Source organism: Ureibacillus sp. FSL K6-3587 (genome assembly GCF_038593165.1).
GTDB classification, from domain to species: Bacteria; Bacillota; Bacilli; order Bacillales_A; family Planococcaceae; genus Ureibacillus; species Ureibacillus suwonensis.
Window position 1 is genome coordinate 1,096,492 of record NZ_CP151969.1, and the last position, 17,150, is coordinate 1,113,641.

Consider the following 17,150-nt stretch of genomic DNA (forward strand, 5'->3'; position numbering starts at 1 on the left):
ATGCCGATTAAGGCTTTACGACACAAAGGAGCTTTTCTTCAAGCCGAATTTCCCCTTGGAACGCAGCTCCTACTGCGATCAATTCTTCCAATTGACTCAGTTTTGACACCGTAATTTTTTCCCCGGATATAAACAAAGGGATTCCCGGTGGATATGGTATCACCATGCCCGCTGACACTCTGCCCATGGCTCGCACATAAGGAATCCATTCGGTCTCCATATCCGCCAATTCATCGAAAGAGTACTCGGGAATGGAGATTTTCTGGATTTCTTTCAACGGATTTGATAATACGTTTGTTTTTTCCCTTTTCTTCAAAGAAGCAACAGCTTCTTTTATTTGGATTCTTGTTTCTGCAAAAGGGAAATTTTGACCTTGCTTCAATAGAGGCAAGATCAATAACACTTGATGGACATCAGCCATTTCCGGATATATCCCACTATTCTCCAACGATTCTTTCAACTGGAAACCAGTGTAGCCTGGCACCCTAAGCAGCACTTTTAACGGATCGTCGACTTCGATAACTTCCAGCGGCTGGATTGAGCGCAATGCCTCAATCCATTGGTTCCGTTTTTCAAAGAAATAGCTTGCATCAATTTCTGAATACGTTTGAACATAATGCCTTGCATCATCCAATGATGCGAGCAATAAATAGGATGGACTGCTGGATTGCAACATGCGCAAATAACGGTTCACCCGTTCCGCATCCACAATGTTCGATTTAATATGTAAAAATGAAGCCATCGTCATTGCCGGCAATGTTTTATGGGCGGATTGGACAACAATATCCGCGCCGACATCCAATGCCGATTCCGGAAATCGTTTGCTCGCAGATAAATGGGCTCCGTGGGCTTCATCCACCAGCACCGGGATCCCCAATTCATGACATAGAGCTATTTGCTGTTTCAATTCCTTCGATACGGCTCCGTAATAAGTTGGGGAAGTTAAAATGACCGCTTTGACGTCTTGGTGAAGCAGTAACACCTCTTTCAAAGTCGATAACGACACATGGGTGGCCGTCCGGGTTTCCCCGTCCCATTCCGGCGAAACATAGATCGGTTTAGCCCCCACCAATTGAAGGCCGTGAAATATCGATTTGTGCGCATTTCTTTGCACAATCACTTTTTCATTTCTTTTGCACGTGGCATAAATCATTGCTAAATTTCCAACCGTTGAGCCATTCACTAAAAAGAAACTTCGATCTGCACCATAGGTTTGGGCCAATAGCTGTTCCGCTTCATAGATGGCCCCTTCCGGATGATGAAAATCATCAAGGCCCGTCAATTCCGTTAAATCAAAGGGGAGTGCCCCTTGCAATTCTTTAGGCAGTCCGGATATGAACCCATTTTTATGGCCCGGTACATGAAAGGATGTGGGCTGTTTTTCTACAAATTTCTTTAGTGTTTCAACTAATGGACGTCCTATTCTCATCGTCTTCCCCCCTGTACTACTGACTTTTATTATAGTCTGAATGGAAGAAAAACTCATCTTCTGATAATGAATTCATTGAATATGAATTCATCCATTCGGGGAAGCTCACTGTATCCCCGTTGTCAAAATATTAAGATGCCATTTTTTTTGGCACGATGAAAAATTTGATGACCAAAGACGGTTTGGCATAAAATATAGAAAAATTAGGAAACGAAAATTATGAATAAGCTATTGAATTTCTTTTATCCTAGGGGGAAGAAAAATGGCAGAAGACAAAAAATCACCTGAAGCGAGAAGAGAAAGCATGAGGCGAATGGAAAGATAACCAGCCAACTGGAAATTAAGAATGAATAGACTTTCGGTCTTTAATAGGAGGGGGCAAATAAATAATTAACCTCTAAATAACTTGTATCGTTTTTAATTCCATTCCGTTTCCTTATATAAATGAATGAAAAAGCAGAAAACTAAAATATAGTGATTTTTATTAACGGCGTCCTACTCTCGCAGGGGATCCCCCCAACTACCATCGGCGCGAACTCCGAAGCACGTTGACCGGCTACTCTCGTCAGCTTCGGCGGTCCGGTGCTCACGTACCCGACGCTTGCGCTCCGGGCCGCCTCGCTTCCTCGATCTTCTTGGTCCCCGTGCTTCTCGTCTGCTTCTAATCGGCTTGCCGCTTCACTTTTTGGTTCCTGCTACTGTATCGCGCCGAACTGACCTCCGGTCTTTGGTAGTTAAGGGCGTTTTTGGCAATTAAAAAGCACCACTTTTGCAGTGGTGCTTTCTTGCGAAGCGACGTCCTACTCTCGCAGAGGGAAGCCCTCAACTACCATCGGCGCTAAAGAGCTTAACTTCCGTGTTCGGTATGGGAACGGGTGTGACCTCTTTGCCATCGTCACTTCACCAAATTTAGTTGAGAGGTTGTTCTCTCAAAACTGGATAACGGCATTGAAAGCTTTTCTTTTGGTTAAGTCCTCGATCGATTAGTATCCGTCAGCTCCACACGTCACCGTGCTTCCACCCCGGACCTATCTACCTCATCGTCTTTGAGGGATCTTACTTGCTTATGCAATGGGAAATCTCATCTTGAGGGGGGCTTCATGCTTAGATGCTTTCAGCACTTATCCCGTCCACACATAGCTACCCAGCTGTGCCTTTGGCAAGACAACTGGTACACCAGCGGTGTGTCCATCCCGGTCCTCTCGTACTAAGGACAGCTCCTCTCAAATTTCCTGCGCCCACGACGGATAGGGACCGAACTGTCTCACGACGTTCTGAACCCAGCTCGCGTACCGCTTTAATGGGCGAACAGCCCAACCCTTGGGACCGACTACAGCCCCAGGATGCGATGAGCCGACATCGAGGTGCCAAACCTCCCCGTCGATGTGGACTCTTGGGGGAGATAAGCCTGTTATCCCCGGGGTAGCTTTTATCCGTTGAGCGATGGCCCTTCCATGCGGAACCACCGGATCACTAAGCCCGTCTTTCGACCCTGCTCGACTTGTAGGTCTCGCAGTCAAGCTCCCTTATGCCTTTACACTCTGCGAATGATTTCCAACCATTCTGAGGGAACCTTTGGGCGCCTCCGTTACCTTTTGGGAGGCGACCGCCCCAGTCAAACTGTCCACCTGACACTGTCTCCCAAGCCGATCAGGCTTGCGGGTTAGAATTTCAGTACAACCAGGGTAGTATCCCAAGGGCGCCTCCAGGGAAGCTGGCGCTCCCCCTTCTACGGCTCCTACCTATCCTGTACAAGTTGCACCGAAATTCAATATCAGGTTACAGTAAAGCTCCACGGGGTCTTTCCGTCCTGTCGCGGGTAACCTGCATCTTCACAGGTACTATAATTTCACCGAGTCTCTCGTTGAGACAGTGCCCAGATCGTTACGCCTTTCGTGCGGGTCGGAACTTACCCGACAAGGAATTTCGCTACCTTAGGACCGTTATAGTTACGGCCGCCGTTTACTGGGGCTTCAATTCGGAGCTTCGCTTGCGCTAACTCCTCCTCTTAACCTTCCAGCACCGGGCAGGCGTCAGCCCCTATACGTCACCTTGCGGTTTTGCAGAGACCTGTGTTTTTGATAAACAGTCGCCTGGGCCTATTCACTGCGGCTCATCGGGGCTTGCACCCCAATGAGCACCCCTTCTCCCGAAGTTACGGGGTCATTTTGCCGAGTTCCTTAACGAGAGTTCTCTCGCTCACCTTAGGATTCTCTCCTCGACTACCTGTGTCGGTTTGCGGTACGGGCACCTCCCGCCTCGCTAGAGGCTTTTCTTGGCAGTGTGAAATCAGGAACTTCGCCTCCAAAGAGGCTCCCCATCACCGCTTGGCGTTATGGGAAGCGGATTTGCCTACTTCCCCGCCTTGCGGCTTGGACACGCGCGACCAACGGCGTGCTTTCCCTATCCTCCTGCGTCCCCCCATTGCTCAAACGGCGGGGAGGTGGTACAGGAATATCAACCTGTTGTCCATCGCCTACGCCTTTCGGCCTCGGCTTAGGTCCCGACTAACCCTGAGCGGACGAGCCTTCCTCAGGAAACCTTAGTCATTCGGTGGATGGGATTCTCACCCATCTTTCGCTACTCATACCGGCATTCTCACTTCTAAGCGCTCCACCAGTCCTTCCGGTCTGACTTCTGCGCACTTAGAACGCTCTCCTACCACTCGTGCGAAGCACGAATCCACAGCTTCGGTGAACCGTTTAGCCCCGATACATTTTCGGCGCAGCGTCACTCGACCAGTGAGCTATTACGCACTCTTTAAATGATGGCTGCTTCTAAGCCAACATCCTGGTTGTCTAAGCAACGCCACATCCTTTTCCACTTAACGGTTACTTTGGGACCTTAGCTGGTGGTCTGGGCTGTTTCCCTCTTGACCACGGATCTTATCACTCGTAGTCTGACTCCCGCGTCTAAATAGCTGGCATTCGGAGTTTGTCTGAATTCGGTAACCCGAGGTGGGCCCCTAGTCCAAACAGTGCTCTACCTCCAGTATTCGTTACGCGAGGCTAGCCCTAAAGCTATTTCGGAGAGAACCAGCTATCTCCAAGTTCGATTGGAATTTCTCCGCTACCCACACCTCATCCCCGCACTTTTCAACGTGCGTGGGTTCGGGCCTCCAGTGAGTGTTACCTCACCTTCACCCTGGACATGGGTAGATCACCTGGTTTCGGGTCTACGACCACGTACTCTTTCGCCCTATTCAGACTCGCTTTCGCTGCGGCTCCGTCTCCTCGACTTAACCTTGCACGTAATCGTAACTCGCCGGTTCATTCTACAAAAGGCACGCCATCACCCGTTAACGGGCTCTGACTACTTGTAGGCACACGGTTTCAGGTTCTCTTTCACTCCCCTCCCGGGGTGCTTTTCACCTTTCCCTCACGGTACTGGTTCACTATCGGTCACTAGGGAGTATTTAGCCTTGGGAGATGGTCCTCCCGGATTCCGACGGAATTTCACGTGTTCCGCCGTACTCAGGATCCACTCTGGAGAGGATGGATTTTCGACTACAGGGCTGTTACCTTCTACGGCCGTCCTTTCCAGAACGGTTCGTCTAACCCATCCTTTTGTAACTCCGTATAGAGTGTCCTACAACCCCAAGAGGCAAGCCTCTTGGTTTGGGCTGTTCCCGTTTCGCTCGCCGCTACTCAGGGAATCGATGTTTCTTTCTTCTCCTCCAGGTACTTAGATGTTTCAGTTCCCTGGGTGTGCCCTCTTAACGCTATGAATTCACGTTAAGATACTGCTCCATTACGAGCAGTGGGTTGCCCCATTCGGAAATCTCCGGATCAAAGCTTACTTACAGCTCCCCGAAGCATATCGGTGTTAGTCCCGTCCTTCATCGGCTCCTAGTGCCAAGGCATCCACCGTGCGCCCTTACTAACTTAACCTTGCGGCTTACGATTTGCTTGCGCCTCGTAACCCTTGATGGTTTGCTTTTCTATCAGAAAAGCGTAAGAACTTTACAGTAAATTTCTTGCTTTCAATGTCGTTTATCCAGTTTTCAAAGAACAAGCCTACTGACTTCGTTCGCAACTTGAATTTACGTCAGCGAATCAGCTCCATGCAGGCTTGCGACGAGTAATGATTTCACTTCTCGAATACGCATCGCGCAGGAGCAACGTTTGAAGGTATGAACCTTCAAAACTGAACCCAAAACGTTAATGTTTTCCGTTTATATCCTTAGAAAGGAGGTGATCCAGCCGCACCTTCCGATACGGCTACCTTGTTACGACTTCACCCCAATCATCTGTCCCACCTTCGGCGGCTGGCTCCCGGAGGGTTACCTCACCGACTTCGGGTGTTACAGACTCTCGTGGTGTGACGGGCGGTGTGTACAAGGCCCGGGAACGTATTCACCGCGGCATGCTGATCCGCGATTACTAGCGATTCCGGCTTCATGCAGGCGAGTTGCAGCCTGCAATCCGAACTGAGAGTGGCTTTTTGGGATTCGCTCCCCCTCGCGGGTTTGCTGCCCTTTGTACCACCCATTGTAGCACGTGTGTAGCCCAGGTCATAAGGGGCATGATGATTTGACGTCATCCCCACCTTCCTCCGTATTTGTACGGCAGTCTCCTTAGAGTGCCCAACTGAATGATGGCAACTAAGGACAAGGGTTGCGCTCGTTGCGGGACTTAACCCAACATCTCACGACACGAGCTGACGACAACCATGCACCACCTGTCACCGCTGTCCCCGAAGGGAAGGCCATGTCTCCATGGCGGTCAGCGGGATGTCAAGACCTGGTAAGGTTCTTCGCGTTGCTTCGAATTAAACCACATGCTCCACCGCTTGTGCGGGCCCCCGTCAATTCCTTTGAGTTTCAGTCTTGCGACCGTACTCCCCAGGCGGAGTGCTTAATGCGTTAGCTGCAGCACTAAGGGGCGGAAACCCCCTAACACCTAGCACTCATCGTTTACGGCGTGGACTACCAGGGTATCTAATCCTGTTTGCTCCCCACGCTTTCGCGCCTCAGCGTCAGTTACAGGCCAGGAAGCCGCCTTCGCCACTGGTGTTCCTCCATATCTCTACGCATTTCACCGCTACACATGGAATTCCACTTCCCTCTCCTGCACTCAAGTCTCCCAGTTTCCAATGACCCTCCCCGGTTGAGCCGGGGGCTTTCACATCAGACTTAAGAGACCGCCTGCGCGCGCTTTACGCCCAATAATTCCGGACAACGCTTGCCACCTACGTATTACCGCGGCTGCTGGCACGTAGTTAGCCGTGGCTTTCTAGTAAGGTACCGTCAGGGCGCAGCCAGTGACTGCTGCGCTTGTTCTTCCCTTACAACAGAGCTTTACGATCCGAAGACCTTCTTCGCTCACGCGGCGTTGCTCCATCAGGCTTTCGCCCATTGTGGAAGATTCCCTACTGCTGCCTCCCGTAGGAGTCTGGGCCGTGTCTCAGTCCCAGTGTGGCCGATCACCCTCTCAGGTCGGCTACGCATCGTCGCCTTGGTAGGCCGTTACCCCACCAACTAGCTAATGCGCCGCGGGCCCATCCTATAGTGATAGCAGAACCATCTTTCAACCCCGAAGCATGCGCTTCGGTGTGTTATCCGGTATTAGCACGCGTTTCCGCGAGTTATCCCGGTCTATAGGGCAGGTTACCCACGTGTTACTCACCCGTCCGCCGCTAACCAATCAAAAAGCAAGCTTTCTAATTGGTCCGCTCGACTTGCATGTATTAGGCACGCCGCCAGCGTTCGTCCTGAGCCAGGATCAAACTCTCCATAAAAGAAAATTTGATTAGCTCAAACTTTTGTCCGTATCCAATCCGTCAACGAGGGTTAACGAATCGGAAAAATTTATAACATTAACGTTTCGGTGTTCAGTTTTCAAGGTTCATCCAGGTAATTTGTTGTGACATTACGAAATTATATCACATTTTTTTATTAATTCAAGTATTTTTTCGCTCTTTTTTAGCGAGCTTTTATATTGTAGCTAAATTACTTTCCGTTGTCAACATTTTTATTTCCTTTTCGACTTTCATCTCGAAGGGAAATCTATTGTATCAACTTATTCAAAAAGATGCAACATTTTTTATGGATTTATTGCAATAAAGTTAAGACCGCTATGCATAACACGCCTGGCAAACCCAGAATCGTGATTGTGAGTGCCGAAAAAAAGTTTACAGGGATGATAATATCAAATCCATCCAATGTAATGTGCGCAATATATAAAAAAGTGAAAGAACATGCCAGACGGAACCAAAAAACCGTCAGCTTTTCAATGATTAGACCGTAACCGATTTTTTTGCCCATTAAAAGTAAAATCATGAGTAGCACGCATATAGCACCCAAACCAAAGTATGTACCCATTCAATCCCCTTCCGAATTAAAGTACATAGGAAACATATGCTATTACGGCTACTCTTAGTATCGTTTTCAACAAACATTCCTTTTTGCCTTGACATGTATGAAATGCTTGCCTTTAACACCGTCTCTATGAATTGGCAAATTCCTTAATTAAAAATGATCCATATTTAACGAATCATTATTTTTCTGATTCGTGCTTCTTTGAACAAATAAAAATGAAGACTTTCCGCTATTTTGCTTTGAGCGATTACATCCAGATTATAATCTTCCGTCAGTTCTTCAAGCTGCTTTGCATAATTCCAATCATCTTTTGTTTCTTTTATCAAACGAATCAGTTGTTCATCAAATTCTTTTTTCAATTTCCCTTTACGACTGAATAAACCCACCTTATATTTCACGCCGCCCTTCCAAAGCTTTTGATAACGTCACTTCATCTGCATACTCAAGATCGCCGCCCACCGGTAATCCGTGTGCAATACGGGTTGTCCGGATTCCCGAGGGCTTCACAAGACGTGAAATATACATCGCTGTTGCTTCTCCTTCGATCGTTGGATTAGTCGCCAATATAAGTTCCTTTACCCTTTCATCTTTCAATCGGTTGATTAAAGACGCCACATTAATATCTTCCGGTCCAACGCCATCCATCGGTGAGATGGCTCCATGCAAAACGTGGTACAGACCATGGTAATCTTTCATTTTTTCCATGGCGATTACGTCTTTCGGATCCTGTACAACACAAATCGTTGATACATCCCGAGTTTGGTCGGAGCAAATGTGGCAAGGGTCCACATCTGTAATATGTCCACAAATCGAGCAGTAGGTCAAATCCCTCTTTGCATCGACTAATGCTTTGGCGAAGGATAAAACTTCATCTTCCTTCATGGTTAAAACGAAAAATGCCAGTCGAGCCGCAGTTTTCGGACCGATGCCTGGCAATTTCATAAAGCTATCAATGAGCTTTGATATTGGTTCAGGATAATACATGAAAAATTGCCCCCTAGAATGGAAGGTTTAAACCTTGAGTGAATTTGCCCATTGTTGCAGCAGTTTCTTCTTCCACTTTCTTTAATGCCTCATTCGTTGCAACGACAATCAAATCTTGCAGCATTTCCACATCTTCCGGATCCACAACGGAAGGATCTATGTTGACCTCAAGCACTTTGCGTTCCCCGCTTACAATTACCTTTACCATGCCGCCGCCAGCAGTACCTTCAAATTGTTTTGCATTTAATTCTTCCTGTGCCTGAAGCATTTCTTTTTGCATTTTTTGCACTTTTTTCATCATGTTTTGCATATTTCCCATTCCACGCATGAAAACGTCCTCCTTCATTGCATTCATTAAAAGGGATGCTGAATCTCCTCAATCATCCACTACCTCAACAAAATCTTTTCCAAACATCTTTTCCGCTTCTTTCACAATCGGATCTTCCGATTCCGCCTCTCTCACATCATCGATATAGGGCGCTTCCGGAGCACTTTCCTGAACCTTGTTTTCCGTATTTTGGGCTTTTTTGGAGTTTAAACCGTTCTCACGGATAAAATTTTCCCGCAAAACGGTCCATTGTCTTTCCGGAATACATAAAATTTCATACATGTTCCCGGTTTGTTGGAAAAGAATTTGTGAAAATGCAGCAGTGAGATCCCTGTTTTCAGCAACCATTTGACAATGTATATCATACTTGAATTTTATCACAAATGCACTAGAAGATGCTGCAACTGGTTCCGCTTCCGCGAAAAGGGCGGATTGGGATTTTTGCAGCTGGTTTAAAGCCGGCATCCAGGCATTTTTCACTTGCATAATATCCTTTTTCGTAGCCGCTTTTAATACCTCTTTTATTCTTCCCTCAGGCACTCTGTATCCATTCGTGATTTTTATTCTTTGGCGATTCTCTTCTTTTGCCGGTGTGTTTGAAGGAGAAATCGTTGCTCCATTTTCGAGTTGTTCTTTCAATTGAAAAATCATTTTCTCCAATTGGGCAACTTTATTGCCCAGAGCGGGATCCGCCTGCGGTGCATTAGACGTGCCGGCATTTGATATTTGGGCCATTTTCAACAAAGCCGTTTCCAAATACACCTTTGTATGATGGGAAAATCTCATATCCTGTTGGGTTTTCGAAAGTATATCTATATATCCATAAAGCTTATCCGCCGAAAACTCCCGGGACAGCTCCACAAATTTTTCCTCGGGCGTAACCAGCTCAAGCAATTCCTCCAAATCCCCGCTTGTTTGAAGCAACAATAAATCCCGGAAAAAAGTAATCAAGTCTTCCGATAACCTTAGCGGATCTTTCCCTTCCGCAATCAACTCTTCCAATAAGGAAAGAACATGAGCGATGTCCTTATCCTTTAAAGCGGCCGCCAAATCATAAAACACATCCTGGCTAATGGAACCGCTCACGAGCAATGCATTTTCCAGCGTCAACTTTTCTCCGCTGAAGGATACGACTTGATCCAATAAACTTAAAGCGTCCCGCATCCCGCCGCTTGCCGCTTGCGCAATCACTTTCAATGCCTGTTCTTCATAAGGCAGTTGGATATCTTCCAACACCAATTTCATCCGTTCCACGATATCGCTCGATGACAGGCGTTTAAAATCGAATCGTTGACAACGGGAAATGATGGTTGCCGGCAGCTTATGCGGCTCAGTGGTTGCCAAAATAAACACCGCGTGGGCTGGAGGTTCTTCCAACGTTTTTAACAATGCATTAAAAGCGCTCGTTGAAAGCATATGCACTTCGTCGATAATATACACTTTATAGCGGGCGCTTGCCGGAGCGAACCTTACTTTTTCAATAATGTCGCGGATTTCTTCAACGCGGGAATTGGAGGCGGCGTCGAATTCAATGACATCCGGATGCGAACCTTCCGTTATGCTGATGCAAGTGGGACATTCATTGCACGGTTCGTTTGTCGGTGCTTTTTCACAATTCAATGCTTTAGCAAAAATTTTGGCCGTACTTGTTTTCCCTGTACCCCGGGGGCCGGAGAACAAATACGCATGGGTTGTTTTATTTGCCAGGAGAGCATTTTGGAGCGTTCTTTTCACGTGGGTTTGACCGGACATTTCGCGGAAACTTTGCGGCCTGTAAACACGATAAAATGCTTGATACGTCAACGATTTCCTCTCCTTTTACTTTCTCGACATACTTGTAGCTTCATTATAACACTTCTTTTTGTCGAAGCGGTAACAAAGGATGATTGAAAAAGATGGTGCCACCTCTCCATGGCACCATCCCAAATCTATTTTTTCTTCATCCCTTTTAAAATTTGAGCCACGTTCGTTTCTTCTTCCGAAATTTCACGATCCGGCGAATCTTTCTTTGGCTGCGCCACCTGCTTGAAGAAAGACCAGCCAAATCGTCGAAGGGTTATATCAATAAAGAAAAACAACAAGCTGGCAAACAGGAGAATCGTGGAAATACTTTGACGCGTTGCACCCTGGTCTTTGAAGGCCCGGAACACTTCTTGCGGCTCTTCAATAAGTTTTCCGCCGGTTTTTTCAGCCATTTCTTTCAGCAGTTCTTTGTCCGCCGGCTGCAAATCATATTCCGCGCTATACGGCACCGTCAATCCTGCTTGATAGACATCGTCCCCTTTGGAAATGCTGAAAAACACAAGTCCCGGTTTTGCATCCACCACTGCCCGGACTTTACTTGCCGAAACCGGCTCCAATTGGACTTCTAACTCATTTCCAAGTTCATCAACGGCTGCCACATCGATAAAGGCTGCTTGATTTGTTGGATCCGTAATGACGAACGAGCCGTCCCGATCCATTTTGATGTCGTACGCAATTTCATTATAATTCGGCAATAATCTGGAAACGGCTGTATGCCAAAAATCCACCCATTTGTCCCAACGAGCCCAATCGCCTGTCCAGGCACCCGTTGAATCGGATGTAAACGCAATGGTCCGCCCTAAGCCATATTGCCATTCCACAAGCACCGGATCTTCCTTTTCGCTTTCCGCAATCACATGGGATGCCGCTTTTGCCGTTGTGGCAATATAGGCATTCATTTGTGGAACGCCCTCTTCAAACAATGGATTCCATCCTTCCGAGCGGTAAATAACCGGATAAAAAGGGTGATCTTCAATATATGTCCGGGAAATCATCGCCGTCTCCCGGGATAAAATTGATGGAATCGTTGTTGCATCCGACACGTCATAAAATCTACCGCCGGCCAGTTCACTCAAACTTTCCAGTAAACGCCGATCTGCATCCTCCCCGATGGCAACCGTTGACAATGTAACTAGATTGTCCTTTCCGTCTTCGATGAGAGCTTCATAACTTCCGGATGCGACCGACTGTCCATCGGTCAACAGAATAATATGTTTTCGCTGTAATTTTAAATGCGACAAATTTCCATAGGCCAATGAAAGGGCAGGATATATATTGGTGCCCCCTCCCGGCGGTATAGATAAGATCGTTTCGATGACTTCTTCTTTATTTTTTAACGGGCTTGTTTCAATGAGCTCCCATGGTTCGGAGTCGAAAGCGATAAGCCCGAACGTATCCCCGTTCCGGAGCAATTCCACAGAGCGAACAGCAGCTTCCCTTGCCAGTTCCATCTTCATTCCGGCCATACTGCCGGAACGGTCAATGACTAGAACAAGGCCCAAAGATGGCAATTGATGTTCCCCCTGCACTTCCATTTCAACCGGCAACAGGCGTTCAATCGGCGTTTTAAAATATCCTCCAAGGCCGAAACTGTTTTCACCGCCGACCATCATAAAGCCTACGCCAAAGTTCTTCACCGCCTGTTCGATGACGCCCATTTTCGCTTCCCCGACAAGATGGCCGGGGACATTGTCAAAAATGATGGCGTTATACTTCAAGATGCTGGATAAGGAACTTGGCAATTCTTCGGCAGCCACTTCATCAAACTGAATGGAAGAAGGGTTCAAAAGATCGGCGATTGGCGACCCTTCCTCCCGATTGCTCACAATCAGCAGCCGGGGAGCGCTTTGGACAATGGTTACGCTTGTCAATTTATTATTTTCCAAAATCGCATCTTCGTCCGTTTGAATGGACGCTTCGTATTTCACTAAACCTTCCTTGCTTCCTTTATGGCGGTACGTAAACACATTTTTTCCTTCTTGCAGCTGAACCTTTTCCCTGTGAATAAGCTGATCATTTTCATACAACAATAACTCACCGGTTGTATCTTTCGTCGACTCAATTTCCGCCGTCAATGGCTGTTCTTCCCCTTGATAGGACACTTGAGGCGTCGTAAAACTCCGAACGGCGACATCGTGAGCAACATCTCTGCTGAGCGGGACAACATCAACGGAAATTTTTGAACCGGCCATTTTCGCTATGCTTTCCAGTGCTTCCCCTTTTGTTTGCAATCCATCCGTCAGAAGTACGATACGTGCAGCCTTGTCCTTGTCAACGATGCCCGACGAAAGCTGTAAGGCTTGTTCGATGTTCGTTTCGTCCACTTCGTCCATTTCACTTAATTTTGGGGCATGTTCCAATGTTTTGGAAAGGATTGCTTCCGTTTGAAAATTTGATGCGAAGGAATAGATTCCCACCAAGTGGTTGTCTTTCTTCGATTCCAAACTTTCTTCAATGAAATCCAGCACTTCTTCTTCCGTGCCGGCCATCGAAGCGGAACGGTCAATCAGGAACAATACTTGCTCCTCTTTTACCGGCAAAAGTAAATAGGGGGAGGCAACGGCGAAAACAAGCATGGTCACAGCAATGATGCGGATAACGAAAACGATTTTATGTTCTTTCTTCAAAACCGCACGGTGATGCCGCCACGTCCAAATAAAATATGCCAAGAGTGGTATGAGCAAAAGCAGGAATATTGGATAATCAATTCGCAAATCCACGTCTTCTTTGCACCTCCCACTCTATGATGAGCAATAATAAAATGACGGGCACAATCCATCGCGCCAGGGATTCATTCCTTACTTCCTCCTGTCCGCCTTTGACATTACCCAACTCAAAACTGTCCCCTTCCTGAATCGTCCGTTCCGTCTTCGGCAATTGAACAATAAACGGTTTTTCTTCATGCTCAGAACGTGCAACATAATATCCAGGCTTTGCCGGCGCCCGAAACTCCTGCGACCGTTCAAAGGAAGACACGTATTTTCCATCCGCGGTGTAAATGGACCAATCGCCCGGAACCAACGATACGGCCCGTTGTTCATTTGGTGTGAATATGCCTAATGAACCTTTCCCTTCCGTCAGCTCATTTTGGACACTCCATAAAAATAAAGGGAACGAAGGATGTAGAGGCCAATCGGTTGATTGGATATCCGTCAAAATCACGATATCCCCTTTCGGCGACCGTTGGATCAGCGGATGACCATCCACCTTGGCAATCGTTTCAAAGTTTTCAAAAGGAGGATAAACGGCGCCTACATATACATCTTCCAATGAGCTGAAGGCAAACAGTTCATCTTGGGAAACTTCCACTTTTCCACTTACTTCGCTTTCTATCTCGTCATCACGTCCAATCAATATGATCGGTTCAACCCGTTCGAGAAGTTCTGTTTGATTCGTCACGACAATGGTTCCCTTCAACGACTTCAATTGTTGTTCCGGAACAGATTTCACATCTACGCCCAACGATTGGAATCCCACTTGCACCAATTTATGCATATCTTGCCCTATCGCAATTTCATACGGATCGCTTCCAACGATCGTCATGATCGAATTGTCCGCTTCATAATCATCGTTGACTTGAATCGCTGCATTAAGCACATCACTTTCAGGCAATGATTCAAAAGTGTTGATCCATTCTTCTTTTGGTTGCAACGTAATCGTTTTTTCCAAAAGTTCCTTGCCATCTCCATCGGAAAAAGAGAGGCGCACGGTTTGATTTTCTTCCGTTTCGTTTTTCAGCTGCAATAAAGCAAGAGTTTCACCATTTACGTTCGTTGCAGCCAAACGGGTAACGGATACATTCTCAAATTTTGCATCGGCCCCCTTTACAACCCATTTCACCTGTTCGCTTTCAATCGGCAATTCTGTACGGGAAACGGCGTCCGTAAATAAATAAATCGTTGTTGGCGTATTCCCCACAAAGGCATTAGCCATATCAATCGCTTTCGTTAACTGCTCTTCTTCATAGGTAACAGCCAATTCATCGATGGCTTTTTCAATTTGCCGCGCATTGGTTTCTTGCCGGAGAACCGCCTTTGGTTCACTTCCGGTTGTAATGATGGTTAAAGGCCTTTCACCCACCGATTTGACGAGAGAACGCATTTCATCCCGATGTTTCTCAAATATCGTTTTTTCTTTTCCCGCAAGCATTGTCGCAGATGTATCAACAATCCAGATCACTTGCTCACCGCTGATTTCCTTCGTTTTGACATATGGATTCATCAGTGCAAGGACGAATAAGAGCAGCGCCAACATTTGGAAATAAAACAACGCATTCCGCTGCAAATGTTTTAAGTAAGGTGATACTTTGGTTTCTTGCATCACTTGTTCCCAAAAAAGGGTGGAAGATACTTCTTGTTTTTTATATTTTTTCCGAAAGAAATAATATAAAAGAACAATGATTGGGAAAATTATCGCCCATAGAAAGAAGGTTTGACTAAAACCCAAAGTGTATCACCTCACTGTACCCACCGATTCTTTAATAGTTGATGAAAAATGGCCCGCTGAATCCCGTCTTCCGCAACTAATTGGATGGTTTTAATGCCAAAACGGTTACAGATGGCATAAAATGCTTTCTCATGCTCATCCCGTTCTTTTTGATACTGCTCCAGCACCTTATTCGACATCGAAACATTCAGTTCTTCATCGCTTTCTGCATCAATCAGCCGAACATCTCCGGTAAAGGTTGGATGCAATTCTTCTTCCGTCACAATTTGAATGCACCGGACATCCCCTGAAAAGCGGGGGAGCTTGCGGAAAAAATGTTCCCATTCTTCCAGAGGCTCCAAACCGTCCGTCACAACAAAAAGGACGGTGCAGTCTTTTGGAATGGCCTTTATACCATTTCGGGCAAAACTGCCTTTAATGTTTGCCTCCTGCATGTTTGTCACCATTTGCAAGTAGGCTTTCCGATAAGCGGCCCCTTTTTTTCTGAAAAACGTATTTTCTTCTAATGTGGAAAAGGAAAGCCGGTCGTCCCGGTTCAAGACCATAAAGCCTAAAGCACAGGCAATCTGCCTTGCAAACAGCCACTTTTTCCCCTCCCCCATCGAGCGGGAAGAATCCAGCAAAATATGGACCCTCATTTCTTGTTCATCCAAAAACCGCTTAATAAAATATTTTTCCGTTCTTGCATAGACATTCCAGTCCACTTGCCGCACGTCATCCCCCAAGGCATATTCCCGATAGTCGGAAAAATCAAGGGATGAACCGATACGCGAGGAGCGATGGGAACCTTTATGGTGTCCCCTCAATTTGGAAGATGTGGCAACCGATAAGCGCCCCAATTTTGCAATTAAATCATCCGGCAGAATGAAATGACTCATGATGAAGCTCCTTGAGGAATCTCATTTAAAATTTCTTCAATTAACGCGTCTGTCGTTTTTCCTGTTGCTTCCCCTTCATAATTCAATAGAATCCGATGGCGCAATGCCGGCTTGGCCACAGCTTTAATATCCGCAATGGCTACATGGAATCTTCCGTTATACACTGCCCGCGCTTTCGCAAGTTTAATGATGCTTTGGAATCCCCTTGGCCCGCTTCCGTACATGACGTATTGCTTCACAAACGGAAGGGCGCCGTCCTCTTTCGGATGGGTGGCCACCACCAAATCAGCTGCATATTCCAGCATTTCATCGGCCACCAATACTTCCTTGACCATTTGCTGCGCAACAATCAACCGCTCCGCATCCATCACTTTTTCCAACTGCACATTTTGCGAACCGGTTGTCCGTTTAACAATTTCGATCAACTCTTCTTTGCCAGGATAAGGTACCAATATTTTGCATAAAAATCGGTCCATTTGCGCCTCTGGCAAAGGATAGGTTCCTTCCATTTCAATCGGGTTTTGCGTCGCCAATACGAAAAACGGTTTCGCCATAGGCTTTGTATCGCCCAAAATCGTCACCGTCTTTTCCCCCATCGCTTCCAATAAGGCGCTCTGGGTTTTCGGCGTCGCCCGGTTGATTTCATCGGCCAACACCATTTGGCTGAAAATCGGGCCCGGCTGAAATTCAAATTGCTGCATGCCGCTTTCGGTGCGCTGAATGATATTTGTCCCTGTAATATCGGCAGGCATCAAATCCGGCGTAAATTGAATGCGGGAAAAAGATAAATCCAATACCTTTGAAATCGTCCGAATCAACATCGTTTTCCCCATGCCTGGCAAGCCTTCCAATAAGGCGTGGCCATCCGCTAAGATGGAAAACAGCGTATATTCGATGGCCTCTTCCTGGCCGACAATGAACTTGCCGATTTCTTCCCTTACCCGCTGCAATTGTTCGGCCATT

General features: G+C 46.8%; 10 protein-coding genes and 3 rRNA genes. All 13 read right to left on the minus strand.

Annotated features, from left to right (window positions below; genetic code table 11):
* Positions 1-7 precede the first annotated feature (7 nt).
* Positions 8-1,429: an aminotransferase class I/II-fold pyridoxal phosphate-dependent enzyme gene (locus NSS77_RS05350; RefSeq protein ID WP_342470716.1), complete on the minus strand. Its 1,422-nt coding sequence runs from the start codon at positions 1,427-1,429 to the stop codon at positions 8-10.
* 787 nt (positions 1,430-2,216) lie between these two features.
* Positions 2,217-2,332, minus strand: a 5S ribosomal RNA gene (rrf, locus tag NSS77_RS05355).
* A 60-nt stretch (positions 2,333-2,392) separates the two neighbouring features.
* A 23S ribosomal RNA gene (locus NSS77_RS05360) occupies positions 2,393-5,319 on the minus strand.
* A 296-nt stretch (positions 5,320-5,615) separates the two neighbouring features.
* Positions 5,616-7,168: ribosomal RNA gene (locus tag NSS77_RS05365) — 16S ribosomal RNA — on the minus strand.
* Together the 16S, 23S and 5S rRNA genes form the textbook arrangement of a ribosomal RNA operon.
* Positions 7,169-7,481: 313 nt before the next feature.
* Positions 7,482-7,751 carry a pro-sigmaK processing inhibitor BofA family protein gene (locus NSS77_RS05370; RefSeq protein WP_342470717.1) on the minus strand — a complete coding sequence of 90 codons (270 nt, stop codon included), beginning with the start codon at positions 7,749-7,751 and terminating at the stop codon, positions 7,482-7,484.
* A gap of 164 nt (positions 7,752-7,915) precedes the next feature.
* Complete coding sequence (locus NSS77_RS05375; RefSeq protein WP_342470718.1) at positions 7,916-8,146, minus strand: YaaL family protein; 231 nt, start codon at positions 8,144-8,146, stop codon at positions 7,916-7,918.
* Positions 8,136-8,732 carry a recombination mediator RecR gene (recR, locus tag NSS77_RS05380; protein ID WP_342470719.1) on the minus strand — a complete coding sequence of 199 codons (597 nt, stop codon included), beginning with the start codon at positions 8,730-8,732 and terminating at the stop codon, positions 8,136-8,138. Before recR ends, NSS77_RS05375 begins: the two co-directional genes overlap by 11 nt.
* A 13-nt stretch (positions 8,733-8,745) precedes the next feature.
* Complete coding sequence (locus NSS77_RS05385; RefSeq protein ID WP_342470720.1) at positions 8,746-9,060, minus strand: YbaB/EbfC family nucleoid-associated protein; 315 nt, start codon at positions 9,058-9,060, stop codon at positions 8,746-8,748.
* Between the two features lie 48 nt (positions 9,061-9,108).
* Positions 9,109-10,863 (minus strand): DNA polymerase III subunit gamma/tau, encoded by a 1,755-nt coding sequence (gene dnaX, locus NSS77_RS05390; protein WP_342470721.1) that lies wholly within the window; start codon positions 10,861-10,863, stop codon positions 9,109-9,111.
* Between the two features lie 125 nt (positions 10,864-10,988).
* Positions 10,989-13,583, minus strand: a complete 2,595-nt coding sequence (locus NSS77_RS05395; protein ID WP_342470722.1) for a VWA domain-containing protein — start codon at positions 13,581-13,583, stop codon at positions 10,989-10,991.
* Positions 13,567-15,309 (minus strand): BatA and WFA domain-containing protein, encoded by a 1,743-nt coding sequence (locus NSS77_RS05400; RefSeq protein ID WP_342470723.1) that lies wholly within the window; start codon positions 15,307-15,309, stop codon positions 13,567-13,569. The genes NSS77_RS05395 and NSS77_RS05400 overlap by 17 nt, the downstream gene beginning before the upstream one ends.
* 11 nt (positions 15,310-15,320) lie before the next feature.
* Positions 15,321-16,187: a DUF58 domain-containing protein gene (locus NSS77_RS05405; protein ID WP_342470724.1), complete on the minus strand. Its 867-nt coding sequence runs from the start codon at positions 16,185-16,187 to the stop codon at positions 15,321-15,323.
* Positions 16,184-17,149 carry a MoxR family ATPase gene (locus tag NSS77_RS05410; protein WP_342471207.1) on the minus strand — a complete coding sequence of 322 codons (966 nt, stop codon included), beginning with the start codon at positions 17,147-17,149 and terminating at the stop codon, positions 16,184-16,186. Before NSS77_RS05410 ends, NSS77_RS05405 begins: the two co-directional genes overlap by 4 nt.
* Position 17,150: the final 1 nt, after the last annotated feature.